Below are 24,896 nucleotides of genomic sequence, written 5' to 3'. Positions count from 1 at the left end.
GATGAGTCGAGGCTTAATGATTCACAAAAGGAGATAGAAGGACTTACTTTTGTATACGATGACAAAACAATTGAAGAGATTGGAGCATTTGTTAAAATCGATTACGTCCCTTCGCAAGGGCTTAAAATGATAAATGCTAATCAAACGCTCGCTTATGCTTTGCAACTAAAAATGTTGTAACTCATTTCTTAGCAAAGAGACTGCCAATTGTCTTTACAATAGGTGAAGCTTGATGAACTGTTTTAACAACTTGGTCAACGGTGCTTACCGTTTTGCCCATATCAAAATTTCCACTTTCATTTGTAAATGCAGATTTGAAAAAAGACGGCTTATTTGGCTTATAGCCCGGGTGTTTGCCCATTCCCATACCAGGTGCAAAAGGTGGTCTTGGTCGGCCTGGACCTTGCTGCATTGGTTGTATAAATCCATTCATCTGATGTGGTTGATGGTGATGAAATGGCTGTTGCCCAAACGGAGAGTATGGGGACTGGTACTGTGATGGATGGTGAAAATGTGGTGGCCTTTGCCCCATGGGATGCTGATGATTTTGACTAGGTTGAAACATTCCTAATCAACCTCCTTATTCAATTGGTATTTGTTTACGTTTGTTAGGAATAATGATTTTTAAAAGACCATTTTTATAAGTGGCTTTCACCTCTTGTTCATTAATGAAAAAAGGTACAGGAATGACTCGCTGTCTCGTTTGTGTTTGGTTGACTCGCTCTGTTATTCCGCTTTTATCATCTATATATTCAGAGCGTTCGTCCTGTGTGACCTGAATTCTGACTGCTTGGCGATAAATATCTAGGTTAATTTGACTTTTGCTAACACCAGGAAGTTCAGCTTCAATAATTAATGAATCATTCGTTTCGAAAACAGTGGTAGGAATAGGTGGTAAAAATAACGGATTATCATTAATTTGCTGCATCGTATTTTGAAAAAAGCCATCTATAGTCTTTAAAATATCTTGGTAGTTTTGAGGGAGTTTTTTTGACCAAGGTTGTTGATTTGACATCTTATGTCACCCCTTCTTAAGAGATTATTAGTATATATATATGAGAGAAAAAAAGTAATGGTGCAGGCAGAATAATTAAAGGAGGGATTATATGAGAATAAGAATTATTGATTCTCATTGTGACGCGTTGTTAAAATTGTGGGAGCGTCCAGAACGCAATTATTTGACTGATGTTGATATTGATGCAAATGTCGAAAGGCTAAAAGCGGGCAATGTTCATGTTCAACTATATGCTATATTTGTTGAACCGTTTATTAAACAAGATCAGAAGTTCCAGGTTGTAATGGAGCAAATTGAAATCTTTTATGAAAAGGTTTTGAAATCTAGTTCTAGGATACGCCATATAAAAAGATGGTCAGATTTTTATTCTTTAAAGGAGAATGAGATTGGAGCAATATTGACGCTTGAAGGTGTAGATGCAATTGGTGACGACTTAACAAAGCTTTCTATCCTATATCAATTAGGTGTTCTATCAGTTGGATTAACATGGAATCAAGCGAATCTTTGTGCTGATGGTGTAGGAGAATCTCGTGGAGCAGGTCTCTCTACTTTAGGAAAAAATCTTGTACGCATGAACAATGCAAACAAAGTGCTAACTGATGTTTCTCATTTAAGTATAAATGGTTTTTGGGATGTGATGGATTTAGCAAAATATCCGGTCGCCTCTCATTCTAATGCTCGTAATATTTGTGACCACCAAAGAAACTTATATGATGAACAAATTCAAGCACTCGTAGAAAAACAAGGGTACATTGGTCTCGTGTTCTGCCCAGAATTTGTAACCAGCAATGAACAGGCAACAATTAAGGACCTTCTGTTGCATGTAGATCATATGTGCAGTCTAGGTGCAGAAAATTATATTGGGTTCGGCTCTGATTTTGATGGAATTAGTAACAAAGTAATCGAATTAGAGCATAGCGGGCTATATGGAAACTTAATAGAGGAATTAATAAAGCATTATTCGGCTTCTCAAGTTCAAAAATTTGTAAGAGGTAACTTTGAGCAATTAGTAAATCGAATTGTATGATTTTCTTACGAGCTTTTAGTATAATTATCTTAAGTAGTAGAAATGAGGTGAAAGAAAGGTGAAAATTACAGATCGAGCAAAGGATTTTCTCGTAGAAACAATGAATGAACATGGATTAAATACAGTTCGTGTTGTTTTTGCTGGCATGGGTTGAGGAGGTCCTAAATTAGGGCTGGCTCTGGATGAACCAGCAGAATCGGATCAACAAGAAGTGATCAATGGTATAAATGTAGCTATTGAAAAAGACATAGTACAACAAGTAGCAGACTTGACTCTTGATTATCAAGAATCAGAGAGTGGAGCTGGTCTTGTTATGCTTGGCGGTGGCCAAGACTGTTGTTAATGATGGGAGAGGTGCCGCACACGGACCTCTTCTTTTAGTGAATAAAAAGTTAGTTTTCTTTAGTCCCTTCATTAGGTGCAGTTTTTTACATAGTTTTTCAAATAACATAGCGATGGAATAGACGGACCTTGTTATAGCGAGTGGGAATGTGTTTAGGTATTTCATAAGTTTTCATATTTGTCTTCGATTCAATAGGTAATTAGAAGGACTTAGACTGAAATTGAATTATATTTATGTTACAATAACCAAAGGTTTTCGAGATGAGAAGGGAGTTTGATTGACTTGAAAAAATTTGTAAGAGGAATTGGAATTTGTGCATTAGCATTTGGACTAGCTGCTTGTGGAGGAGATGAGGAGGCTGGACAAGAGGAGCCAGTCGCTTCTGAAGAGCCAGTTGAAGGCGAACAAGAAATGGATTCATTTATTGATACATCGGACATCCCTGATGTAATTGCAATTGTAAATGGTGAAGAGGTAGATAGAGAGATCTATGTCTCTACGTTAGAGCAAGAAGCGATGCAGCTTGCTATGCAAGGAATTGATGTTGACAGTGAGGAAGGCGCTGCCTATCTAGACCAAGTGAAAGATCAAGTACTAGATAGAATTATTAATTCTATCCTAGTTACACATGCTGCAAATGAGGAAGGTATCGAAGCAACAGAAGAAGAAATTGACATGGGTGTAACAGACTTGATGGCTCAGTTTGGACTTGAATCTGAGGAACAGCTCCAAGAATTATTAGAAGCACAAGGTGTCCCAATGGAAGAGCTTCGTGCTGATGTTGCTGAAAACGTGAAGAGCAATAAGTACGTAGAGCAAAAGGTTGCAGAAATTGAAGTTTCTGAAGAAGAGATTCAACTCTTTTATGATGAAGCTATCGCAGCTATGCCAGAAACAGAAGAAACAGAACTTCCAAGTCTAGACGAAGTACGAGGAGAAATTGAACAGCAATTGCAAATGGAAAAACTTCTTTCTACTTTAAGAGAAGAAAGTGACGTAACTGTTAACGTGTAATAGTTCCCAAAATAAAAGACTCGAACGAAGAAGCCGATTTTAAGTGGCTAACGTTCGAGTCTTTTTAAAATTGTAAGGACTTCTTGTAAATACTTCTTTCTCATGTCCCGGTCGTCATTTTCACTTCGCTGATTACTTCGGATCTTTATCATAAGGGTGAAAAAAGTAGGAGCTAATGCTCAAATTAGCAAGCCGGAACTTGTTCAACTCGTAGAAAGATTAGATGAATTAGTGGAAAGTAAATAGAAATAAGAGTAGGTTGTCTCAAAAACGGGGTTATCAAAAGGTTGAATCAACCTTTTGAGATAACCCCCTTATTTTTTTTGTAAGGATTTCTCCAACTGTTTCTTCTGTTCTTCTGTAAGTAAACCCATTTTATTAAACAAATGAGCATAATACAATGTGCGTTTCGTTATACTCATTTTCATTCCTCCTTTTTATTATATAGTATGCACACTTGTAAAAAAGTTGACAATGAGAAACTTTTTTTAGGAAGGTAAATAACTAAAGAAGTCTTTCATAGACAAGGCATGGAACATATTGATATGATGTGTAATAGGGAGTGACGTATATGAATATTCAAATTACAAAACCGGCATTGCAATGGTTTAAGGAAGAGCTTAATTTAAAAGGTGAAGGGGAATATGTGCGTTTTTTTGCAAGGTATGGAGGGTGTGGGTCCATTCAAAGTGGATTTTCATTAGGGATCAGTCAAGAAACACCTTCTATCATTGGTGCAAAAGAAGAGATTGATGGAATCACCTTCTTTATCGAGGAAGAGGACCTTTGGTATTTTAAAGGTCATGATTTGAAGGTGAAATTTAGTCGGAAGAATGAAGAGATCGACTTTGTATATGAGGTACAAGAATAAACTCACATATAAAAGAGAAAGCATATCCATTGATTTAGAAGGTGTCCAAAAGGCCCACATGGCCTTTTAGGACACCTTTTTTGTATATGCGAACAATAACTGCTCTATTATTAAAAGCTATGACTATTTAGAATTTATTTGCAATTTGTTAATGATTATTCTTCGTCCCGATAAATAGAAGGCTTTACCCATACAATTTGCTGAATCCGAACAAAAAATGGGCAATTTTTCACATCTATGACAACATGGTCTGCCTTTACATCGGCCACAACTCCGCGAACAAGACCTTCTGTTGTTTGAATAACGACATTCGTACGCAATAGAGATTGAAACGTTTGAATCATGAAAGGATCTACACCAGCAACCATTTGTGGACGGTTATGCTCAGTAGACTGAGGGGTAACGTTTTGATAATGCATGAAAAATGTCCTCCTTTAACTTTAAAATCCACTGTTATCCTATGCAGGTGCCCTCACATTGTCTAGGCTTCTGCCTAATAATGAATGAAAGATTAAATTGAATGTGCCTTATGCAATTCAAAAAGGAAGGAAAAAGTACAAGAAAGGAGCTATACTATTGCGAATAGGATACCCATGTTTATCGTGTGGTAGTTGAGGCGAAAGTAAAGAAATAGCAACAATTGAATGATTAAATACCAATAATTATAAAAAAGAAGGGGAATAGTATGAGTGAATTAACGTGTGAGAAGGCAACTTTTGCAGGGGGCTGCTTTTGGTGCATGGTACAACCATTTGATGAATTACCTGGCATCATAAAAGTGGAATCAGGATTTATGGGAGGACATGTTGAACAACCTACATATGAACAAGTCAAATCTGGGCAAAGTGGACACTATGAAGTGGTTCAAATTACATACGATCCGAAACGCTTCTCCTATGAGAAATTGCTTTCTCTTTACTGGCCGCAAATAGATCCTACTGATCCTGATGGACAATTTCATGATCGAGGATCGCAATACCGGACGGCTATCTTTTATCATAATCAAAGTCAAAAGGAAGAGGCCATAAAGTCAAAAGAAAAATTAGAGAATAGTAAACGTTTTGCAAAACCTATTGTGACAGAGATATTAGAAGCTTCGACGTTCTATGCTGCAGAAGAGAAGCACCAATATTTTTATAAAAAAAGTCCAAATAAATATAAAGAAGATCGGAGAAAATCAGGCCGTAATGAATTTATTAAATCGCACTGGGAGTGACGCTTCCATAAAAAATTAACCAGATGCTACTATCTGGTTAATTTTTTGTGAATAACAGAAAACAAAGCTAATAGTAGCACAATCTAAAAAAACTCACGTGAAATGTGTAAAAATATATAAAAAATTGTGAAAATATCTTATTGAAAAATCCTTTTTCTGATATAATAAAAGTATGGGAATAGTCTGATTCTTCTATGGGGGTGACGCTGTGAAAATAGTATTTGAGAAATTAGGCATATGGATGATGGTTGCGTCACTAGGGTTTGTAGTTAGTTCCCTTTTTGTTATCCTTTTTGTTCATTATTGGTCACATACAGAAGCAGGAAAAGTACCTCCAAAAACAGCTGTTTTGCTACATGCTGTTCATCATAACCTTGTTACACCAGATATGAGAGCTCCAAGATTTCTATCTAGTAGCGGGACACCTAGATTTATGAATGAAATGATTGAGATTCCAGTCTCTGATGGAACAACAATCGAAGGAAGGATGTATCGGCCAATTGAAGAAGGTCCTCATCCGATTATAATGTATTATCACGGTGGTGCCTTCATGGAGGGATATGGAAGCATCCATACCCATGATAATATTGTTCGCGCGCTAGCATCGAGAACGAATAGCATTGTCATTGCAGTAGGTTATCGTGTAGCGCCTAAGCATCCATTCCCGGCAGCAATAGAGGATAGCTACGATGCTCTAGTTTGGGCAAGGCAATATGCAGAAGAACTTGGTGGCGACCCTGCTAACATTGCTGTTGCTGGGGATAGTGCAGGTGGAAACATTGCAACGGTTGTTTCTCTTATGGCAAGAGACCGGAATGGTCCAGATATTAAAGCACAAGCTCTTCTATATCCGCTAACCACTTTTCAGGACATTGAGTTTGACTCTAGAACGACTTATGATAGTGGATATTACTTGCTTTCTAGGAGTGTAATGCTACGGGCACGTGATACGTATACACCGGATGAGTCTTTATGGATTCATGCTTACACTTCGCCGTTAGATGCAGAAGATCTCTATAATTTACCACCTGCTATTGTCATTACAGCAGAATTTGATCCTCTTCGTGATGAAGGGGAAGCTTATGCGAAGCGCCTTGCAGAACATGGCGTTCCAGTACAAACGATTCGTTATAATGGTGTGATGCACGGATTCATATCTTTCTATGAATTGATGTATCGCGGCAATCATGGGCTTAATCAAACGTCGAGATTTTTACGAGCAGCATTTGAAGAGGAGCCGACATATAAGCCATACCAACTTTATGTCTATGAAGGAACAACAACGAGATCGATGAAAGTGAGAGATCAAGCAGAAGCATACGCGATAGGAAGCTTTTTATTAGGAAAGCAAGCATTATCGATATTTGAATAAAGCAATAGGAGCCACTAGTTGGCTCCTATTGCTGTTGTTGTGCTCTTTTTACAAACATTCTTTCTTCCTCAATCAAACCGCAGGTCGCACATTGAACCCGCAATTCAGGACCTCGGTAAGTCATGTGTAATGGCCCTGCATTGTTATTTTCATATTGTTCAATAATATCGCCGCTTCTTGCGTCCATTTTTACAGGTGTGGCAACTTGTTGAATTAAATTAAAGCGAGAACGGTTCGTTTTACAGTTGGGACATAAATATGGATTTGTCATAACTATTCCTCCTTTACGGTTAGTCTTTCCAAAGAACGTATTGAAAGGAGAGGTAAGTTTAGGAAATAGAGTAAAAGAGTAAAAAGAGATCCTTAGGAATAAGGACCTCTTTTACTCTTTTTTATTTACTATTCATTTACAATACGTAAATCAATTCCGTGTGGATCTCCAGTTAGTTCAATAAGGTCAATTTTTGTCTTTGATTCAACATCAATAATGGAAACCCCAGGTGTCTCACCAGCCATATCATGTGTTCCTGTTGCTGGCTCAGGTCCACGGAGTGTTACGTAGAATAATGAACCATCAGGAGAGAATGTTACTAAATCTGGAGCATCTCCAACAAAGTCGATTGTATCAACTACTTCAAATGTTTCAACATCAATAATTGCAGCATCGTCAGTGACTCGATTAACCATCCAAAGGTGTTTTCCGTCTTTTGAAATGCGAACTCCATGAGCATCAATTCCGCCAGTTTCTCCTGTGAATATTAGCTCATCCGTTTCTGTGTCAAAAACATAGTACTCAGCTAGTTCTGTTGAACCGGAGTTAGCGAACATATACTTACCATCGGGCGAAAGAATTGTTCCACACCCATGAGCTCCTACTTGAGATTTGCCAAATGATTGAATGACTTCTAAATCTTCAACATCAACTACGACTAAGCCGCCACCGCCAAGAGTAACATAAGCTTTCTTACCATCCGCTGTGAATGCCAAGCAAATTGGATTCTGGTTAGGAAACTCCTCTTCATCTTGTAGAGCTTCAACAGCACTTAAATCTAATTCTCTTTCTACTACAAATTCTTCATTTTCTTTATCTATTGAGATATCCGAAAGAGAGCGAGCGGGTACATTTGCTACCAATACACGTTCTCCATCAGGACTAGGAATTGCAGCATGAGCTCCTTCGCCAGTTTCAAGAGTAGTTAGGACTTCACGGTCTTCTGCCCGAATAACAGAAACTGTTCCTGATCCCATATTTGCTACATAAGCATAATCGCCTTCATCATCGAATACTAACATATGCGGCTTATCACCAACATCATTAAAATCAATTGTTTCAATGATTTCATGGGTAGCACCATCAATTATATGTATTTCGTTTGTTCCTTGGTCCGCTACCCAAACTTCATAATTAGACGAAGTCGCTTCTTCAGTAATTTCTTCTTCCTCGTCACCGTTCGTATCAACTTCTGTACCCTCAGTTGATTCTTCAGTTGCAGTTTCTTCAGGCTGTTCATCAGTTGAAGAAGCCTCACCACATGCTGTAACAATGAATAAGATCATTGCTAGCATAAGGCTGAATAATACTTTTTTCTTAGTCATAATATCCCCCTAAAGTAAATAATTTTTAAAAACATATAAGATTAATATGTTTTTACGATTATAAACTATACCAAAAGTTTTAAATATTTACAACATTTTTACATTATTTTTATTGCTAATTATGAAATCAAACAAAAACAGCAATCTCTTGTTTGGAGGATTGCTGTTATATAAAATATTTTATTAAAACGCCCAATTCCCATCCCGGAAGATCGGCTCGCGCTTTCCGTCTTCGTACACTCCATCGATATTCATATCAGCAGAGCCAATCATGAAGTCAACGTGTGTTAGGCTTGTGTTTAAACCGTTTTTCTCTAGTTCTTCTTTATTCATATCTTTTCCGCCCTCGATACAGAATGCATAGGCTGAGCCAATAGCGAGGTGGTTTGATGCATTTTCATCAAATAGCGTATTGTAGAAAAGGATATTCGTATCTGAAATAGGTGATTTGTGTGGGACAAGCGCTACTTCTCCAATAAAACGGGCACCTTCATCCGTGTCAAGTAAACGCTTCAATGTTTCATATCCTTCTTCTGCTTTAAAATCAATGACTTTTCCGTCTTTAAACGTAAGAGAGAAGTTATTAATAAGTGTTCCGCCGTAATTTAATGGCTTCGTACTTGAAACCGTGCCGTTCACACCCGTTTTCTTAGCTGAAGTAAAAACCTCTTCTGTTGGCATATTTGCAACAAATTGCACGCCATCCTTATTCACGCTTCCACCGCTTACCCATAAATGAGTTTCAGGTAATTCAATTATTAAATCTGTTCCTTCAGACGTGTAGTGAAGAGCATAATAGTGCTTTTCATTTAACGTATTCATTTTATCATCAAGTAATGATAGGTGCTCCTGCCACGCTGAAACAGGATCGGCTTGATTAATACGAGTGGCTGCAAAAATTGCTTCCCATAATTTTTCAACGGCTTTCTCTTCAGAGTCTTCAGGGAATACCTTTTTTGCCCATCCTAAAGAAGGCACTGCAACGATAGACCAGCTAATTTTGTCAGACATAATGTATGAGCGGAAGCCTTCCATTGCTTTTCCGCTTGCTTTGTTTGCATTTGACACACGTTCAGGATCTGCATCTTTTAATAAGTCAGGATTTGATCCGGTAATGCTTAAGAAAGCAGCGCCTTTTTCAGCCATTTCTTCATAGCCTTTTGCCACCCATTCTGGAAATTCATTAAATGCTTCATCTGGCGCTAACTCATATTTTGTTTTTGTTAGCTCTTCATCGCTCCATTCAACATGAACATTTTTAGCGCCTGCTTCATACGCTTTTTTTGCTACCGCACGAACATATTCTGCAGCATTTAAGGGAGTTCTAACGACAAGTGTTTGCCCTGGTTGAATGTTAACTCCGACTTTCACCGCAAGCTCTGCATATTTTTCTAAATTCTCTTGAAAGGTTGACATATAATCAGTCCTCTTTTCTATTATGTATAAATTTACCTGCATTATCTATTTTATCAACTTTGCAACTGAGTGAAAAGAATAGCGGCCTAGAATACTTTTGTGATATTATATATAGTGGAAAAAGATAAGAGGTTCGCAAACTCCCTCTATAAAAAACTAAGGTGTTAACTGTACAGTCAAAAGAGTGCAGTTTCTTGTCATTTATAAAAAGACAATATTTTGTTCGTAATTAGAATAGGTACTTTCTAAATACACTATTCATAATGTCCCCTAATAAATAGACAATATGAGTAGTAGAGGAGAACAAATATACCCGTTTGGAGTTATCGAATGCTCTTTCTTCAAAGAGAGTTTATGTTGTCGTTTTGTTCGACTGTAAACTTTTTAAAAAAGGAGAAATGAGACATGAGAAATGAAAAAGCGGTCGTTGTTTTTAGTGGTGGTCAAGATAGTACTACTTGTTTATTGTGGGCTCTTGATCAATTTAAAGAAGTAGCAACAGTTACTTTTGACTATGGACAGCGCCACCATGATGAAATTGAATGTGCACGCGAAATTGCTGATGAATTGGATGTTTCTTTTCATGTGCTTGATATGACTTTAATTAACCAGTTATCTGCAAATGCACTTACTAGAAGTGATATAGAGGTTAAAGAGGGGGAGAACGGAGAACTTCCTTCAACGTTTGTTCCGGGTCGTAACCACTTATTCCTATCGTTTGCTGCCGTTTACGCACAAGCTATTGGGGCGCGTCATATTATTACCGGTGTATGTGAGACAGATTTCAGCGGATATCCTGATTGTCGTGATAGTTTTGTTAAATCATTAAACGTCACGCTAAATCTAGCAATGGATGAGCAGTTTATCATTCATACACCGCTTATGTGGTTAAATAAGGCTGAAACATGGAAGTTAGCTGATCAGTTAGATGCGCTTGATTTCATTAGAGAAAAAACATTAACTTGCTATCATGGTGTACGAGGTGATGGATGTGGGAACTGTCCTTCTTGTGATTTGCGCAAGAAAGGGTTAGAAGCATACCTTCTAGAGAAACAAGGGGGGAATAACGTATGATGCAGCAATTCTACCCGCAAGTGCCTCACTCGTATCGCTATGAGTTAAATAAAGATATGCATTTAGCTGCTGCTCACTTTATCCCAAATGATGCAGCAGGCCAATGCAGAAATATGCACGGACATACGTATTTTATTAATATTACTATTGGTGGAGATACTTTAGATGATTTAGGATTTCTCATTAATTTCAAACGAATAAAAGAACTTGTTCATAAACGTTTTGATCATACGGTCTTAAATGATCATCCTGAATTTAAACAAGTGTTTCCGACAACTGAAAGAGTAGCTGAGCAAATTTGGAAGGCTGTTCAAACAGAGCTGCAAACTCAGGATAACAAACCGAATTGCCTGCAAGTTGTCGTTCGCGAAACACCGACGAGCTATGTCGTTTACCGTCCGAAACCGGAGGAGTTAGCATGAAGATTCCGGTAATGGAAGTGTTTGGTCCAACGATACAAGGTGAGGGTATGGTAATTGGACAAAAGACGATGTTTGTTAGAACAGGTGGTTGTGATTACTCCTGTTCTTGGTGTGACTCTAGCTTTACATGGGATGGATCTGTCAGAAGTGAATTACTGGAAGCGGAGTCGATTGTTGAGCAGTTAAAGCAAATCGGTGGTGATTTATTCTCCCATGTAACGATTTCAGGAGGGAATCCTGCGCTTCATAAAGGTATTGTTGAACTTATCGACCTCTGTCACGAGCAAGGCTGGAAAGTGGCAGTTGAAACGCAAGGATCTATCTGGAAAGATTGGATGAGAAGAATTGACGATGTCACCATATCACCGAAGCCACCAAGTTCATTGATGGAAACGGACTATGAAAAGCTTGATTTCTATGTTAAAGAGCTTGAGAATAGAAACGTTAGTTTGAAAGTGGTTGTTTTTGATGATGAAGACTTCCGGTTTGCAGAGTCGATTCATTCGCGCTATCCACATATACCGTTTTATTTACAAATTGGTAATGAGGACGTAGCAACAACAGACGATCGTGCTTTATTATCAACATTATTAAGACGTTATGAATGGTTGATTGAAAAAGCGACAAAATCGCACGTTATGAATGATGCAAAGGTATTGCCACAGCTTCATACTCTGATTTGGGGAAACAAGCGCGGCGTGTAAAGAAGGAGAGAAAAAACAATGAGTGGAAGAAAAAAAGAAGAACTAGAAGGGGTAACGCTACTCGGTAATCAAGGAACAGCCTATGACTTTTCCTATAACCCTTCTGTGTTAGAAGTGTTTGAAAATAAACACCAAAATCGCGATTATTTTGTGAAATTTAACTGTCCGGAGTTCACATCTTTATGCCCGATGACAAATCAACCAGACTTTGCTACGATCTATATTAGTTATATTCCAGATGTGAAGATGGTTGAAAGTAAGTCATTAAAACTATATTTGTTTAGCTTTCGTAATCATGGTGATTTTCATGAAGACTGCATGAACATCATTATGAATGATTTAATTGAACTGATGGACCCTCGTTATATAGAAGTATGGGGCAAATTTACTCCACGCGGCGGGATTAGTATTGATCCGTATACAAATTACGGGAAGCGTGGAACAAAGTATGAGAAAATAGCAGAGCATCGATTAATGAATCATGATATGTATCCGGAGACGATTGATAATAGATAAATATAAAAATGAATGAGCTGTCACCAAATGCGAAGGGTTATCCCAAAGGTCAAAAATCTTTTTGGGATAACTCTTCTTTAATGTACAAACTTTGGTGATGAGCATGCTGACTATTAATCCCTGTTTTCGATAAGTGAATACAACCGCTCTTGCTCTATAATCTGTTTTTCTAAATCGAATCTTTCTTCAATGACCATTCTCGCTTGCTGAGCAAAGTTAGTCCAAATTTCAGGGTGATCAATCATATATTGCATACCAGCTGCTAGCTGCTTTGGTTTTTTTTCACTTACTAAAAAGCCACTTTCCATATGTTGAACTAACTCTGGAATTCCTGCGTGCTTTGTGGAGATAACAGGGAGGCCACTAGCCATCGCTTCTTTTAAAGCATTTGGGATCCCCTCAACATCGCCATCTTCGGCTGTTTCACTAGCTAGGCAAAATAAATGCGTCTGTTTTAGTTCTTCGACAATCTCTTCAGGGGTCATGAATCCTTTTAACAAAATAGCATGCTCTAAATTTTCTTTCCTAATAAGCAATCTGATACGTTGTTCATCCTGACCTGTACCGATAATGATTAATTGTGTATTTGGGTGTGATTTATTCACTTTCTTAAACGCTTTTAACAGTGTGAGAAACCCTTTTTTTTCTACCAGTCTAGCTATGGATACTATTCGTAGTTGATCATCGCTAGGATACTGTCTCTTAATAAAAGGGAACATCCCTAATTCGATTCCACCATATAGTACTTGAATTTTATCTTTGGAAAATCCTAATTCCAACATTTGGTCAGCTAAATATTGGCAAACAGGTAAAAATAGTGCTCCTTTCTTTGCTAGAAAAGAGTAACGTTCTATATTTGATTGCAGAGCTATTCCTTTTGCCGAGGCATCACGCCCCCTCATACTTACGATTAAGGGAACGTTATGTCTTACGCATATTGGCAAAATTTCAATTGCATGGCGGCCATGATGAGCATGGATGGCAATGATATTATGATCATTAAAGAATTGACGGAGATTAGGTATGTCATGAAGATTATAATAATTAGTAAATTGGAATGCAGCATCTGGACTTTGGGGAAAAAGCCCAATAACGATCGAATTATAATTTTGTAATTGTGTAATTTGATTATAAATAAACCGCTGATTCGGTTTGATATCTTCCATTAAAAAATGGCCAATTGTTTTCATTTTTGATCCCTTCCTATAATATAGATGCTATTTTTTCAATATTGAGAAACTTTTAAAAAAGGAACTCTCTCTTCTTTATCCTAGATTTGACTGAAGTATTTTTCGCATTAAATTTCTTAATTCAAGTTTATTTTTGCGTTTGAAATTTTTGAATGCTGACGATATTAACTCTTTGTTTACATCATTATTAAATAATAAGATTGACTTATTTGAGATAGCAACATGTTTATTTTTTGTCGAAGCAATAGGTTCAATAGAGCGGTTTTCTTTTTTCATAAATAGGTCGGTATTATCCTTTAGGTACTGATATTTTATAACTTCTCTTTCTGCAAGCAAAATGAGCTCATCCATAATATCGTCTATTTTAGTTATCATTTGTTTTTCAAATTGTCTGAGGATATGTCTGTGAAATTCATGAGGAAACATCATATCTACGCCATATATTTCTTTATATTTATCATCCTCTTTATTAATTTGAAAATAATAACGAAGTAGTCTCTTTAATTTAGGTTCTGGCGGGGAATTTGGTTTTCTTGTAAGAGACATCATTAAAAACCGAAAGTCCTCTATTGGTGGTCCATAATAAGCTCTGTCTAAATCAATTAAGATATAGTGACCATCTTCACTTAAATACGTATTTTGAGAGTTGAAATCGCCGTGGCAAATACTGTTACGATTTGAGACATCCGTTAAATATCGATCTAAATCAAGTCCTTTTAAGCGATTGTAAGTATCGTTAGCAATCGTAATCAATTTTGTTAGTATAGACTTTAATTTTTTCGATTTAGTGGTTGATAACCAATGTTGATAGTCTCTAATCTTGTCGGAATAATTCTTTAAGAAATCTTCTGAAGAGAGAGGATAACGAACTTTGTCAATCATATCCCTTAAGCTATCTGTCCTTGCAAATTGATGAAAGTTTGCAAGTGTTTCAATTCTTTGCAACTGTGTTAGTTTGGATGCTTTTCCAATGTATTCAGATAAATAAAAGAAATCTTGCTCTAATTCAACATACAGCTTTCCATTCCTTGTGCTGATCACTTTTGGGATTTGTAATCCCTTTTCAGAAAGGGTTTGCTGTAGACGAATTGGAAATAGTGTTTTTTTTGATTTCATACGTTTTAGTACATGTTTTTGTTTTGTTTTATGATTTTCCACAAACCAAACTTTATCTTTTTTAGGTTCTCCAAAAATAGAGACGTTTCTTGATAAGTTATACTCTGAAAGGATGTCATTTATTTTAATACCTTTATCTTTTGCCAACCCTTTTCTCCTCCTTTTTGATGACTGTGGGTTTGATGCGCAATTTTTGCCACTATTAATAAATGCTTGAAGATGAATCTTTGCTTGTACTGTTTACTAGTTCCTTAAAAGAAATTGAAAAAATAGGTGAGAGCTGACTGGATTTTTGAAGGTTTTTGAATGGGTAATTATTGCTTTCGGAGATAAGGAAGAAAATAAAGGGGGTGTCTCAAAAGGTCTGTTTTTGACCTTTTGAGACACCCCCGAAGCAATGAGCGGAGTCGCTACATCTTTTAAAAGCCTTTAGAGGAGTGGGGTTCTCCTCTCAAGGCGCGTAGCGAACGGAGCCATTGCCACGTCTGTTTCGGCCTTTTGGGACAGCCCCTTTATTGGTAACTTATTCAACTTTCTTATCATTTAAATTATGGATACTTGTAAGCAATTCAATATATCCTTCTTTCGTACCAATATCGTAACGTTCTCCTTTTATCTTATGGCCATAACATTTGCTTAATTGCAGCATCTCTTTTAAAGCATCAGTTAATTGTATTTCTCCGCCGCTTCCTAGTTTCACTTTAGACAAGTACGAAAAAATGGCAGGGTCTAGTACGTAGCGGCCGATAATAGCTAAATTGGATGGTGGAGACGTTTGCGGTTTTTCAACAAGGTCGTTGATTTCAATTAATTGCTCTTTAAAAGGTGTTCCGCTAATCACTCCATAATTTTTTAATAAATCCTTATGAACCTCTGTTACCCCAATAACATTTGACTGAACTTCATGATAGGCATTAATTAATTGTCCAATAACTGGTTTTTCGTCGATGAATAGATCATCAGGTAGAAGAACAGCGAAGGGTTCATCGTTAATAAATGGTTTCCCTAACCGAATAGCATCACCAAGCCCTCTTGCGACAGGTTGACGAACGAATTGAATATGGACATCTGGAACGGCGATCGATTTAATTAAATGACTTTTATTGTTTCTTTCTAAAAAAGTTTCAAGTTCAAGAGATCTGTCAAAATAATCTATGATCATATTTTTGTTTCTTGAAACAATGATTAAGATTTCCTCGATACCTGAAGAAATAGCTTCTTCAACAATATAATGAATCGCTGGTTTACCATCGATAGGGAACATTTCTTTTGGAACCACTTTTGTAATTGGGAGGCTTCTTGTACCATATCCTGCTGCTGGAATAATAGCCTTCTTAACTTTCATTTCATTCCCCCCTTACTTTATTACTTTTTCATATTATTCGGTCAAGCAAGGAAAAGGAAGTTGTCCTACGGAATTATCATTCTGTACACAAAAATTTAGGTTTATAGCGTTGGGATCGTCTGTCCGAAATCTGATACTGAAATTATGATGTTATAGACTAATGTTTATTTTTTTTTAACTAAATCACTATTAAGGTTCTATTTCAATAATATATATAAGATTTATTTAATTATTGTTATAGAGGAGTCGACGTTATGAATGTATGTGTGATCGGGGCAGGATATGTAGGTTTGACAACCTCTACTGTATTGGCAAATTATGGACATCGTGTTTATTGTGTTGATAAGCAAAAAGACAGAGTAGAAATGCTAAGAAGAGGTGAGGTTCCTATATATGAACCAGGGCTAGAAGAGATGCTTGTGGAAAATACAAAGATAGGTAATTTAATATTTACGACAGATTTAGCAACAGCTGTAAAAAAGAGCGATATGATTTTTATTGCAGTTGGAACTCCACAAGACGATGAAGGGAGAACGGACCTTCGGTTTTTTGAAGGTGTTATAAACGAGCTAGCCCCTTTAATTAATACGTATAAAGTCGTTATTACGAAAAGTACTGTACCTCTAGGGACAAATGAAGCTTTGGAGCAGAAATTAATTGAGGAGGGTGTAGTAAAGGAACACTTTGATGTCGTTTCTAACCCTGAATTTCTTCGTGAAGGTACAGCTATCCATGATATGCTTTACCCAGATAAAATTGTTGTAGGAGTTAAAGAATATAGGGCTGTACAAACATTACAAAAACTGTATCACTTTATCGATGCCCCGTATATTGTGACTAGTCTAAATGGGGCTGAAATGATTAAATATGCTTCGAATGCTTTTTTAGCAGTGAAAATTTCATTTATAAACGAACTTGCGAAAATTGGAGATGTTTATGGAGTAGACATTACAGATGTAGCACTAGGGATAGGTATGGACCCAAGAATAGGACATCACTTCTTGCAAGCTGGCTTAGGCTATGGGGGCTCATGTTTACCAAAAGACTTGTCCTCTTTAGAACACCAGTCGTTAAAGAAAAATATTACCCCGCATCTCTTACAAGCTGCCCAGACAGTAAACGATAGTATCATAGATCATTACCTGGCTAAACTTAAAAAAGTAATTCCTAATTACCAAAATAAAAAAATCACTGTATGGGGTGCAACATTTAAGCCAAACACAGATGATCTAAGACATTCTCAAGCACTTAAATTAGTCGAACGTCTTGTAAAGGAAGGCTCTCAAGTTCATTTATATGATCCGATCGTATCTCCGAATATTCACAACACGATCACATACAAGGATATGTATGACTCAATTAAAGATACGGATATTTTAATTATTGCAACTGAATGGAAGCAATTTATTAATGCAGATTGGAAGAAAGTAAGTGAACAAATGAGTGGTGACAAGGTATTAGATTGTCGAAATTGTCTACAGCCATACACCCTGAGAAAAAATGGATTAATGTATCTGGGGGTTGCTAGATCATGAATATACTAGTAACTGGTGCAGCAGGCTTTATTGGGTCCAATCTAGTCGAAAGGTTACTTGAGGATCAAAATGTTAAGGTGATTGGTATCGATTCATTTATCGGCCCCACTCCAGAAAACATTACTAGACAAAATCTAAAGTCGTTAATAAATCACCCACGCTTTACTTTTTATGAAGAAGATCTTTTAAAAGTAAATTGGAGATCATATCTTACTGGTGTGGATTATGTTTTTCATTTAGCTGGGATGCCTGGAGTTCGTTCCAGCTGGGGTCCAGATTTCCAAAGCTATGTAACGAATAATATAGATGTAACACAAAGACTGCTTGAAGCAAGCAAGCATTTTCCTTTAAAAAAATTTATATATTCTTCAACGTCTTCTGTGTATGGTGAAAAGATAGGGAAGGTGTCAGAAGACGCAACCTTAAAACCAATGTCCCCATATGGAATCACTAAATTAACAGGCGAATATCTATGTCATGTCTACCGTGAAAGTTTTGGCGTGCCTACAGTAATCTTAAGGTACTTCACTGTCTATGGTCCAAGGCAAAGAAGTGATATGGCCTTTCATAGATTTATTACAAATATTATGATGGGAAAACCGATTACCATCTATGGAGATGGCAAACAAACTCGCGATTTTACCTATATCAGAGATTGCGCCATTGCAACTGCATCTGTTTTACACGCAAAAGGAGTCATAGGAGAAACGATTAATATCGGTGGAAAAGAGAGAGCATCGGTATTGGATATTATTAACGAATTGGAAAAGTTATTAAATAAAAAAGCAACCATTCATTTCGTTGAAGCTGCAATCGGAGAACCAAAGCATACGTGGGCGGATATAAAAAAAGCAGAACAGTTGTTAGAATATAGGCCTAAATTTGATTTGAAGACAGGGTTAGAAGAAGAGATTAATTATATTAAAGGAATATATCCAAATAGTTGAATACAAAAAGTCAGCTTTTTGTTAGCTGACTTTTTTGGGGTTCTATAAGCTTCTTCTTCGCCTTTGGATACTTTGTTTTTTAAATGCTAATTTTTGAAATAGTTTTGCTGTAGTAATGTCATTTACTGTTTCAATTAATTCGTTCTTCTTCTCTTTTGGAGAATGTTGAGACTTGAGAAGGCTGTAGATATCGGTCATGACGGCATTCACGGCATCTCTATCATGTTCTGCATCATTATCATCAACAAATTCGGTTTTTTGTTGAACCTTTGATAATAGAATATCTAACAAATCTTCTTGTTTCGGCAGTTCGGATAAGAATAGCTTCTGCAGTCTTTTCTTTCTCAATAAAGGCTTCTCCGGGAGTTCAATAACTTTTGAATCTGAAGAATCCTTGCCATCCGAAGCAACTTGCTCATTTAAGTCATCAATGACGTCCTCAATCGGATTAGCCTTTTCATTAGAGGAAAACGGAACTAAACCCTCCTGGAAAGAATCTTCGTCATCGGAAGCGACTTGCTCATTTAGATCTTCAATGACATCCTTAATCGAATTAGTCTTTTCGTTAGAGGAAAATGGAACTAAATCCTCCTGGAAAGAATCTTCGTCATCAGAAGCGACTTGCTCATTTAGGTCATCAATGACGTCCTCAATCGGAGTAGTTTCTTCTTGAGAGGAGAACGTAGCTGAAACATCCTCGAAAGAACCCTCGTCATTAGAAGCTACTGTCTTATTCAAGTCCTCGATCACTCCATCTAATTGGGATGGATCAACAAAGTTCGCTTCTGTTCTTCGTTCGACTTGATCAACTTCTTTAACTGCAATCCCTTGTTTGATTCTATTTTCAACCTCAACCCAAACACTCTGAATTTCATTAATCACTCGATCCCATGTGTACTGTTTTTCAGCTAACTTTCTACCATTAGACCCTAGCTTTTCACAAAGAGAAGGACTAGAAAGCAAAGTATTGAGGTGTTCTGCAAATGGTTTAGGTTGCTCAGGTTGGTCGATAACAAACCCATTTTCATTTTGGTTGATTACTTCTGCATTTCCACCTCTATTGGTCGTAATAATAGGTAGACCTGAAGCCATAGCCTCATAATGTACACGCGCTAGAGGCTCTTGCCATTGAGATGTACACACAAAAACATCTGAAGCTGCAAACCATTCTTGAATATTAGTAGGGTGGACAAATCCAGTATTTATGACTGGAATAGGCAAACGTGCTGCGAGAGCACGGACGTAGCCGATATAGTCCGATACTTCATTCACACTAAACCATTTACTTCCAACGATAACTAGGGCTGCATCTGGGTGTTTTTTAGCTACTTCAGGCATTGCCCGAATTAGAACATCCACACCTTTATTTGGAGATAATCTACCTGCGAATAGAATCACTTTTTTGTTTTCGAGATTGTGTTCTTTCCGAATCATTTGGCGCATTTTTTTTGCTTGATCTGATTTTGGTGGAGCGAAGCGCGAGATGTCAACCCCAGAATAGATCGTTTTTAATTTGTTTGTTGCTTTTGGAAAACGGTCTGAAATGGTGCGTCCGATATAATCACTTACTGTAATAATCTTATCTAGTTCTTCAACTACTTCAGCAGCTTCTTCTTGATCTATTTTTTCTGGCTTAAACATATCATTATGCATACTCAATATAATTCTAGCATGCGGGGCGGCCTCTCTTACTGGGAGGACAAGTCTCGGTCTATTAAAGATATGAATCACATCGAACGTGTTTTCTGTAAGAAATTGTTTGACTCCTTCACGGTATATTTCCATGAGTCCACCAGGTTTTCTAACATAGCGAATGTTGTTAACTGTTTCATCTTCAGGAAGGGAAGAATCAGTTGTTCCTAAGATGGTTAGGTCGTGTTTATTTTTTAAATGAGAAGAGACGCCATCGATATAGGTTTGGATTGCTCCCCCCCTAACAGCTGGAACCGGAAGCTTTTCAGTACAGATTAATAGTATCTTCATTCCGTAAATGCTCCTTTCCATTCTTTCAGCTCTTCTAGTACAGGCCATTTTGATTGATCGAGTTTAATAATATTCTTTACGACAGAATTTACTTCTTCATCCAGAAAAACGGTAGGGTCATAGACCATGTCTTTTACTTGTAAATAGAACTCATTTGGTAGACACATGTCGATCCAAAGAATATTATAAAGATCTTTATCAATTGGATTTGTTTCATGATATGCTTCAATCATTCCTTTTATCCATTTTAAGTCCCAAACTCCTAGCTCTTCCATCTGATTTGTAATCAACTTGCGTAAATCCCTTATCGGAAGGTCATACGCTACACCGTCTAAGTCAATTAGCCAAACTCCGCCAGGTCCAAGCTGTCCATTTGCCCAACCATAATCTTGATGGACCAATCCCCATTCTTCATTACCTCTTTTTACTAACTGATCATAATTGGAGCTTTCTAATTGATCTAATGCTTTTTTTGCTTGATTTTCAAACATATCTAACACAGAAAGAATGGTTGAACTAGCTGGCATTTCTGGATATGAAGTTGTTATATCCCGAAACCATGCCATTTTCTTAATCATCTTTTCATATTTCCTAGGCCAACGATAAAGTCGTGATGGTTTTTCTGATCCATAAGGAGGTTCATATCCTTTTGAAAGGCGGTGGAAATCTCCGAGGCCAGCGCAAAGTAATTTTGCTCCTTCTAAATCTTCCGAGGCTTCAGTGAGGTCGATCCATTCGGCTATAAACCAAAGCTTTCCGCCCATTTCAACATAGTCGGCACCAGTTTTTGTCTTAAAAATAGGCGGTACTCTAGCTTTCTTTTCTTCAACTAAATAAGCCTGTGCGCCAAGACTAAACAAACTTCTTGTTGGGCGCCGATGTAAGACCTTCAAACTAAATGGTCCACGATTTGTTTCTATCTTCCAAATAAGCCCCCCTTTATCGGCTTTGGTTGCAATAACGTCAAGGTTGCTTACAGTGAGGTCGTAATGCTTCAACACTTTATATGCCATTTCTTCAATATAGGAAGGTACATAGGAGTCATCATTTAATGTACCGTCTACATCCCAAGGTGTGATGAGTTTTTCGGACATTTTTTTCCCTCCATTTCCTTTGTCATTAGTAAGGTATTCATCTATAGAAAATTCGTATAGATAATCACCTAATTTAAATAAAAGAAAGGAGGGATAATGAACTATAATCTTATCCTTTATTCCTTCTTTTTGTGTTCAATTTATTTAACAATTTAGCTGTTGTTAGCTCGTTTATATGATCGATAAATTCCTTAGGATTTTCCTTAGAATGAGCTAACGAGTTGTTATGAAGTAGATCAATAATTTGGCTAAAGTGATCATTGTTTACTAATTTTTTGCTTGGTTGTTGTTCATGATTATTAAAAAACGTTAACTGAGCAGCATTTCGCTTTGTTACTAGCTTGGATCTAAGGTTAGGGCGACTTGATATTTTTCTTCTTTTATTAAACTTCTCTGATAATGTTTTTGGATCGAGTAATGGAGATAGCATGTTGTTGTAAGACCTATCATCTGAAAATTGTTCTTTGGCTATGTTGTTTACTAAGTCAAGTACATCTTGTATAGTAGTGTTTTCATCATTGTAATCTGTTAAATCAAGCTCTTGTTCTAGATTTTCTTCGAGATTAGACTTTTTATCAGCTTCTTCAAGTGAATTGTTGTCAGAAGAGACTTCTGTAGCAGTACTTTCTTCAAGAGTGGTTTCGTTTTCGGAAGTATTTTCTTCATCTGTTACTTGTAAGTGATGATCTTCATTAGAGCTCTTTTCAAGAGGGGAGGTGCTTTCAGAGACCGTTTCCTCCTCGAAATCGGTAACGTGTTGATCTACAGAAGAGAGGTCTTCTAGAGTCTCGACATCGTTACTCTCGCTCTGTTCCTCCGTAGTTACAGGAATATTATTTTCTAGCCTATATTTAATTTCATCCCAGACATCGGCAATATCGGCTATTACTCGATCCCATGTAAACTTTTCTTCAACTAATTTTCTGCCGTTCCGCCCAAGCTTTTCTGAAAGTTTAGAGTCTGAGAGAAGTGGAATGATGAGGTCTGCGAAAGCTTTCGGATCCTCAGGTTGTTCAACAACAAAGCCATTTTTATTTGGTGTAATTACTTCCGGATTTCCGCCACGTTTGGTTGTAATGACAGGGAGTCCAGACGCCATCGCTTCATAATGTACTCTAGCTAGGGGTTCTTCCCATTGAGAAGGGCAAACAAATACATCGGCAGCTGCAAACCATTTTTGAATTTCACTAGGAGCTACAAATCCTGTATTCACAACTGGAATAGGAAGCCGGGAAGCGAGCGCACGTACATAGGCAACGTAGTCACTGACCTCATTCACACTAAACCATTTACTTCCAACGATAACAAGGGCTGTATCAGGATGTTTTTTTACCACCTCTGGCATCGCTTGAACAAGGATATCTGCTCCTTTATTTTTTGAGAGTCTTCCGGCAAATAAGATAACCTTTTTTCCTTCAAGATTGTGCTCTTTTCTAATTTCTTGCCGCATGTCTCGAGCATCTTTTGAATGAGGAGGAGCAAATCGATTAATATCAACCCCTGAGTAAATGGTCTTAAGTTTTGGGGCTGCTTGAGGAAATAAATCGGTAATTGCTGTACCAATATAATTACTAATCGTAATAATCTTATCGAGTTGTTCTATAGCAGCTGCAGCTTCGTCTGGTTCAATCTTTTCCCTTTTAAACATATCATTATGCATACTTAACACAATACGAGCGTTTGGTGCACATTCGCGAACGGCAAGGACTAATCTTGGTCTATTAAATATATGGATTAGATCAAAAGAGTCTGGTTCGCTTTGTAAAAATTGTTTTACACCATCTCGATAATCCTCAAGTAAGCCTCCAGGAGTTCGTACATAGCGAACATTGTTTACTTTCTCATCCATTGGCAATGAAGGGTCAGAAGAACCGAGAATTGTAAGTTCATGCTTTTCACTTAAACTTGAGGATACACCGTCAATATACGTTTGAATCGCCCCGCCTTTAACTGCAGGTACAGGCAACTTTTCTGTACAGATCATTAATATCTTCATATTGACGTAACTCCTTTCCACTCCCTTAGTTCTTCAATTGCTGGCCACTTTGATTTGTCTGTTTCGGCAATTGTATTACAAAGAGTCTCAATTTCAGCGTCTAGAAAAACGGTAGGCTCATATACCATTTCCTTAACATTTTTGTAAAATTCATTTGGTAGAGACATGTCTATGAGAAGTATTTCATATAGTGCATCTTCAATTGGATTTGCTTCGTGGTAGGCTTCAATCATACCTTTCATCCAATTAACATCCCAATACCCCATATCATCCATTTGCCCAGTAATAAGCTTTCGTAAATCCCTTATTGGCAAGTCATACGCGACACCGTCTAAGTCGATAATCCACATCCCATTCGGTCCCATTTGTCCATTTGACCAACCATAATCTTGGTGGACTAATCCCCAAGCCGTATTACCACGTGCAGCTAACTCATAATATGATGATTGTTGTAATTGTTCATAGGCTTTTTTTGCTTGTTCTTCAAACATATCAACATGGGCTAAAATTGCTTTACTAGCTGTCATCTCTGGATACACGTTGGCAATATTTCGGAACCAATCCATCTTCTTAATTGTCTTTTCATATGATTTAGGCCAACGATGGAGCCGCGAAGGGTTTTCAGATCCTTTTGGAGGTACATAGCCTTTTGATAGGCGGTGAAATTCTCCTAACGCATGGCAGAGTAATTTCGCTCCTTCTAAGTCATTGCCAACTGGGTAAAGAGGTTCGACCCATTCAGCCACAAACCAAAGCTTTCCGCCCATTTCAACATAATTTTCTCCTGATTTTGTTTTGTACAAGGGAGGTACTCTAGCACCTTTTTCCTTCACTAAATACTCTTGTGCTCCAAGACTAAAACGACTTCTTCCAGGACGGCGGTGTAAAATTTTTAAGCTAAATGGGCCTTTATCTGTATCCATTTTCCAAATAAGGCCCCCTTTGTCCGCTTTTGTTGTGATAACTTCAAGATTACTTACTTTCAGGTCGTAATGAGTTAAGACAACCTCAGACATATCCCAAATATATTGTGGTACAAAAAAATCATCTTCAAGAGTACCATCTATATCCCAAGGCACGATAAGTTGTTCTGACATGATAATC

25 protein-coding genes, 1 pseudogene and 1 riboswitch are annotated in these 24,896 nt (G+C 37.3%); of the genes and pseudogenes, 13 read left to right on the top strand and 13 right to left on the bottom strand.

Features of this window, described 5'->3' with window-relative positions; all coding sequences use genetic code 11:
* Nucleotides 1-181 precede the first annotated feature (181 nt).
* Together AC1FXP_RS03495 and AC1FXP_RS03490 are read right to left on the bottom strand one after the other, a co-directional pair.
* Entirely contained in the window at nt 182-565 is a 384-nt protein-coding gene (locus AC1FXP_RS03495) for a YppG family protein (RefSeq protein WP_480058794.1), read from the bottom strand.
* Nucleotides 566-580: 15 nt separating this feature from the next.
* Nucleotides 581-1,015 (bottom strand): Hsp20/alpha crystallin family protein, encoded by a 435-nt coding sequence (locus AC1FXP_RS03490; protein WP_480058793.1) that lies wholly within the window; start codon nt 1,013-1,015, stop codon nt 581-583.
* 91 nt (nt 1,016-1,106) lie between these two features.
* Between AC1FXP_RS03490 and AC1FXP_RS03485 the strand changes: the two genes are divergently transcribed.
* The 5 genes and pseudogenes from AC1FXP_RS03485 (at nt 1,107) to AC1FXP_RS03465 (ending at nt 4,270) form a co-directional block, all read left to right on the top strand.
* On the top strand, nt 1,107-2,042 hold the full coding sequence (locus tag AC1FXP_RS03485; RefSeq protein WP_480058792.1) for a dipeptidase: 936 nt from the start codon (nt 1,107-1,109) through the stop codon (nt 2,040-2,042).
* Nucleotides 2,043-2,100: 58 nt separating this feature from the next.
* Entirely contained in the window at nt 2,101-2,385 is a 285-nt protein-coding gene (locus tag AC1FXP_RS03480) for an iron-sulfur cluster assembly accessory protein (protein ID WP_480058791.1), read from the top strand.
* A gap of 282 nt (nt 2,386-2,667) precedes the next feature.
* Complete coding sequence (locus AC1FXP_RS03475) at nt 2,668-3,399, top strand: SurA N-terminal domain-containing protein (protein ID WP_480058790.1); 732 nt, start codon at nt 2,668-2,670, stop codon at nt 3,397-3,399.
* Nucleotides 3,400-3,494: 95 nt separating this feature from the next.
* Nucleotides 3,495-3,645, top strand: a pseudogene (locus tag AC1FXP_RS03470) (chemotaxis protein CheV); the annotation flags it as partial.
* A 325-nt stretch (nt 3,646-3,970) separates the two neighbouring features.
* Entirely contained in the window at nt 3,971-4,270 is a 300-nt protein-coding gene (locus AC1FXP_RS03465) for a HesB/YadR/YfhF family protein (RefSeq protein WP_480058789.1), read from the top strand.
* Between the two features lie 155 nt (nt 4,271-4,425).
* Here the strand turns inward: AC1FXP_RS03465 and AC1FXP_RS03460 are convergent, their stop codons facing one another.
* The gene (locus AC1FXP_RS03460; RefSeq protein WP_250096313.1) at nt 4,426-4,689 is read right to left on the bottom strand and encodes a YuzF family protein; all 264 of its coding nucleotides are present in this window, start codon (nt 4,687-4,689) and stop codon (nt 4,426-4,428) included.
* Nucleotides 4,690-4,955: 266 nt separating this feature from the next.
* Here AC1FXP_RS03460 and msrA point away from each other — a divergent pair, with 266 nt between their 5' ends.
* Nucleotides 4,956-5,486 (top strand): peptide-methionine (S)-S-oxide reductase MsrA, encoded by a 531-nt coding sequence (gene msrA, locus AC1FXP_RS03455; RefSeq protein WP_480058788.1) that lies wholly within the window; start codon nt 4,956-4,958, stop codon nt 5,484-5,486.
* A 208-nt stretch (nt 5,487-5,694) separates the two neighbouring features.
* Nucleotides 5,695-6,858 carry an alpha/beta hydrolase gene (locus AC1FXP_RS03450; protein WP_480058786.1) on the top strand — a complete coding sequence of 388 codons (1,164 nt, stop codon included), beginning with the start codon at nt 5,695-5,697 and terminating at the stop codon, nt 6,856-6,858.
* A 25-nt stretch (nt 6,859-6,883) separates the two neighbouring features.
* Here the strand turns inward: AC1FXP_RS03450 and AC1FXP_RS03445 are convergent, their stop codons facing one another.
* The 3 genes from AC1FXP_RS03445 to AC1FXP_RS03435 form a co-directional block, all read right to left on the bottom strand.
* Complete coding sequence (locus AC1FXP_RS03445; protein ID WP_480058784.1) at nt 6,884-7,129, bottom strand: DNA alkylation repair protein; 246 nt, start codon at nt 7,127-7,129, stop codon at nt 6,884-6,886.
* 128 nt (nt 7,130-7,257) lie between these two features.
* The gene (locus AC1FXP_RS03440; RefSeq protein WP_480058782.1) at nt 7,258-8,454 is read right to left on the bottom strand and encodes a YncE family protein; all 1,197 of its coding nucleotides are present in this window, start codon (nt 8,452-8,454) and stop codon (nt 7,258-7,260) included.
* Between the two features lie 183 nt (nt 8,455-8,637).
* Nucleotides 8,638-9,870 (bottom strand): aminopeptidase, encoded by a 1,233-nt coding sequence (locus AC1FXP_RS03435; RefSeq protein ID WP_480058780.1) that lies wholly within the window; start codon nt 9,868-9,870, stop codon nt 8,638-8,640.
* 122 nt (nt 9,871-9,992) lie between these two features.
* Nucleotides 9,993-10,036: riboswitch (PreQ1 riboswitch) on the top strand.
* A 239-nt stretch (nt 10,037-10,275) separates the two neighbouring features.
* Between AC1FXP_RS03435 and queC the strand changes: the two genes are divergently transcribed.
* The 4 genes from queC to queF are packed head-to-tail and all read left to right on the top strand — an operon-like array spanning nt 10,276 to nt 12,586.
* On the top strand, nt 10,276-10,944 hold the full coding sequence (gene queC / locus AC1FXP_RS03430; RefSeq protein ID WP_480058778.1) for a 7-cyano-7-deazaguanine synthase QueC: 669 nt from the start codon (nt 10,276-10,278) through the stop codon (nt 10,942-10,944).
* Nucleotides 10,941-11,366, top strand: a complete 426-nt coding sequence (queD, locus tag AC1FXP_RS03425) for a 6-carboxytetrahydropterin synthase QueD (protein ID WP_480058776.1) — start codon at nt 10,941-10,943, stop codon at nt 11,364-11,366. Before queC ends, queD begins: the two co-directional genes overlap by 4 nt.
* Entirely contained in the window at nt 11,363-12,070 is a 708-nt protein-coding gene (queE, locus tag AC1FXP_RS03420; protein WP_480058774.1) for a 7-carboxy-7-deazaguanine synthase QueE, read from the top strand. Before queD ends, queE begins: the two co-directional genes overlap by 4 nt.
* Nucleotides 12,071-12,088: 18 nt before the next feature.
* Complete coding sequence (gene queF, locus AC1FXP_RS03415; RefSeq protein WP_480058772.1) at nt 12,089-12,586, top strand: preQ(1) synthase; 498 nt, start codon at nt 12,089-12,091, stop codon at nt 12,584-12,586.
* A gap of 113 nt (nt 12,587-12,699) precedes the next feature.
* Here the strand turns inward: queF and AC1FXP_RS03410 are convergent, their stop codons facing one another.
* The 3 genes from AC1FXP_RS03410 to AC1FXP_RS03400 all read right to left on the bottom strand — a co-directional run bounded on the left by AC1FXP_RS03410 (nt 12,700) and on the right by AC1FXP_RS03400 (nt 16,237).
* On the bottom strand, nt 12,700-13,776 hold the full coding sequence (locus AC1FXP_RS03410) for a glycosyltransferase (protein WP_480058770.1): 1,077 nt from the start codon (nt 13,774-13,776) through the stop codon (nt 12,700-12,702).
* A gap of 75 nt (nt 13,777-13,851) precedes the next feature.
* Nucleotides 13,852-15,039 (bottom strand): phosphotransferase, encoded by a 1,188-nt coding sequence (locus tag AC1FXP_RS03405; RefSeq protein WP_480058768.1) that lies wholly within the window; start codon nt 15,037-15,039, stop codon nt 13,852-13,854.
* 376 nt (nt 15,040-15,415) lie between these two features.
* Nucleotides 15,416-16,237, bottom strand: coding sequence for a UTP--glucose-1-phosphate uridylyltransferase (locus tag AC1FXP_RS03400; protein WP_480058766.1), 822 nt, complete (start codon nt 16,235-16,237; stop codon nt 15,416-15,418).
* 254 nt (nt 16,238-16,491) lie between these two features.
* On the opposite strand from AC1FXP_RS03400, the gene AC1FXP_RS03395 reads away from it, so the two are divergent.
* Both AC1FXP_RS03395 and AC1FXP_RS03390 read left to right on the top strand, forming a co-directional pair.
* Entirely contained in the window at nt 16,492-17,772 is a 1,281-nt protein-coding gene (locus AC1FXP_RS03395; protein WP_480058764.1) for a UDP-glucose dehydrogenase family protein, read from the top strand.
* Entirely contained in the window at nt 17,769-18,719 is a 951-nt protein-coding gene (locus AC1FXP_RS03390; protein ID WP_480058762.1) for an NAD-dependent epimerase/dehydratase family protein, read from the top strand. The genes AC1FXP_RS03395 and AC1FXP_RS03390 overlap by 4 nt, the downstream gene beginning before the upstream one ends.
* A gap of 42 nt (nt 18,720-18,761) precedes the next feature.
* On the opposite strand, the gene AC1FXP_RS03385 is transcribed toward AC1FXP_RS03390, so the two are convergent.
* From AC1FXP_RS03385 to AC1FXP_RS03370, 4 genes are all read right to left on the bottom strand, one after another.
* Nucleotides 18,762-20,702, bottom strand: coding sequence for a glycosyltransferase family 4 protein (locus AC1FXP_RS03385; RefSeq protein WP_480058760.1), 1,941 nt, complete (start codon nt 20,700-20,702; stop codon nt 18,762-18,764).
* Nucleotides 20,699-21,796 (bottom strand): CotS family spore coat protein, encoded by a 1,098-nt coding sequence (locus AC1FXP_RS03380; protein WP_480058758.1) that lies wholly within the window; start codon nt 21,794-21,796, stop codon nt 20,699-20,701. The genes AC1FXP_RS03385 and AC1FXP_RS03380 overlap by 4 nt, the downstream gene beginning before the upstream one ends.
* 109 nt (nt 21,797-21,905) lie before the next feature.
* Nucleotides 21,906-23,792, bottom strand: a complete 1,887-nt coding sequence (locus tag AC1FXP_RS03375; RefSeq protein ID WP_480058756.1) for a glycosyltransferase family 4 protein — start codon at nt 23,790-23,792, stop codon at nt 21,906-21,908.
* Nucleotides 23,789-24,889 (bottom strand): CotS family spore coat protein, encoded by a 1,101-nt coding sequence (locus tag AC1FXP_RS03370; protein WP_480058754.1) that lies wholly within the window; start codon nt 24,887-24,889, stop codon nt 23,789-23,791. The genes AC1FXP_RS03375 and AC1FXP_RS03370 overlap by 4 nt, the downstream gene beginning before the upstream one ends.
* Nucleotides 24,890-24,896: the final 7 nt, after the last annotated feature.

The sequence above is a fragment of the Halalkalibacter sp. HAAS-P013 genome (assembly GCF_056619925.1).
Note: the sequence above shows the minus strand (reverse complement) of the source record. Positions and strands in the feature narration are given on the sequence as shown.

Excerpts from the sequence above, each read along its gene's own strand:
- AC1FXP_RS03495 (WP_480058794.1), bottom strand. The coding sequence starts at position 565 with ATGTTTCAACCTAGTCAAAATCATCAGCATCCCATGGGGCAAAGGCCA.
- AC1FXP_RS03490 (WP_480058793.1), bottom strand. The coding sequence starts at position 1,015 with ATGTCAAATCAACAACCTTGGTCAAAAAAACTCCCTCAAAACTACCAA.
- AC1FXP_RS03485 (WP_480058792.1), top strand. The coding sequence starts at position 1,107 with ATGAGAATAAGAATTATTGATTCTCATTGTGACGCGTTGTTAAAATTG.
- AC1FXP_RS03465 (WP_480058789.1), top strand. The coding sequence starts at position 3,971 with ATGAATATTCAAATTACAAAACCGGCATTGCAATGGTTTAAGGAAGAG.
- AC1FXP_RS03460 (WP_250096313.1), bottom strand. The coding sequence starts at position 4,689 with ATGCATTATCAAAACGTTACCCCTCAGTCTACTGAGCATAACCGTCCA.
- msrA (WP_480058788.1), top strand. The coding sequence starts at position 4,956 with ATGAGTGAATTAACGTGTGAGAAGGCAACTTTTGCAGGGGGCTGCTTT.
- AC1FXP_RS03445 (WP_480058784.1), bottom strand. The coding sequence starts at position 7,129 with ATGACAAATCCATATTTATGTCCCAACTGTAAAACGAACCGTTCTCGC.
- AC1FXP_RS03440 (WP_480058782.1), bottom strand. The coding sequence starts at position 8,454 with ATGACTAAGAAAAAAGTATTATTCAGCCTTATGCTAGCAATGATCTTA.
- AC1FXP_RS03435 (WP_480058780.1), bottom strand. The coding sequence starts at position 9,870 with ATGTCAACCTTTCAAGAGAATTTAGAAAAATATGCAGAGCTTGCGGTG.
- queC (WP_480058778.1), top strand. The coding sequence starts at position 10,276 with ATGAGAAATGAAAAAGCGGTCGTTGTTTTTAGTGGTGGTCAAGATAGT.
- queD (WP_480058776.1), top strand. The coding sequence starts at position 10,941 with ATGATGCAGCAATTCTACCCGCAAGTGCCTCACTCGTATCGCTATGAG.
- queE (WP_480058774.1), top strand. The coding sequence starts at position 11,363 with ATGAAGATTCCGGTAATGGAAGTGTTTGGTCCAACGATACAAGGTGAG.
- queF (WP_480058772.1), top strand. The coding sequence starts at position 12,089 with ATGAGTGGAAGAAAAAAAGAAGAACTAGAAGGGGTAACGCTACTCGGT.
- AC1FXP_RS03410 (WP_480058770.1), bottom strand. The coding sequence starts at position 13,776 with ATGAAAACAATTGGCCATTTTTTAATGGAAGATATCAAACCGAATCAG.
- AC1FXP_RS03400 (WP_480058766.1), bottom strand. The coding sequence starts at position 16,237 with ATGAAAGTTAAGAAGGCTATTATTCCAGCAGCAGGATATGGTACAAGA.
- AC1FXP_RS03395 (WP_480058764.1), top strand. The coding sequence starts at position 16,492 with ATGAATGTATGTGTGATCGGGGCAGGATATGTAGGTTTGACAACCTCT.
- AC1FXP_RS03390 (WP_480058762.1), top strand. The coding sequence starts at position 17,769 with ATGAATATACTAGTAACTGGTGCAGCAGGCTTTATTGGGTCCAATCTA.
- AC1FXP_RS03385 (WP_480058760.1), bottom strand. The coding sequence starts at position 20,702 with ATGAAGATACTATTAATCTGTACTGAAAAGCTTCCGGTTCCAGCTGTT.
- AC1FXP_RS03380 (WP_480058758.1), bottom strand. The coding sequence starts at position 21,796 with ATGTCCGAAAAACTCATCACACCTTGGGATGTAGACGGTACATTAAAT.
- AC1FXP_RS03375 (WP_480058756.1), bottom strand. The coding sequence starts at position 23,792 with ATGAAGATATTAATGATCTGTACAGAAAAGTTGCCTGTACCTGCAGTT.
- AC1FXP_RS03370 (WP_480058754.1), bottom strand. The coding sequence starts at position 24,889 with ATGTCAGAACAACTTATCGTGCCTTGGGATATAGATGGTACTCTTGAA.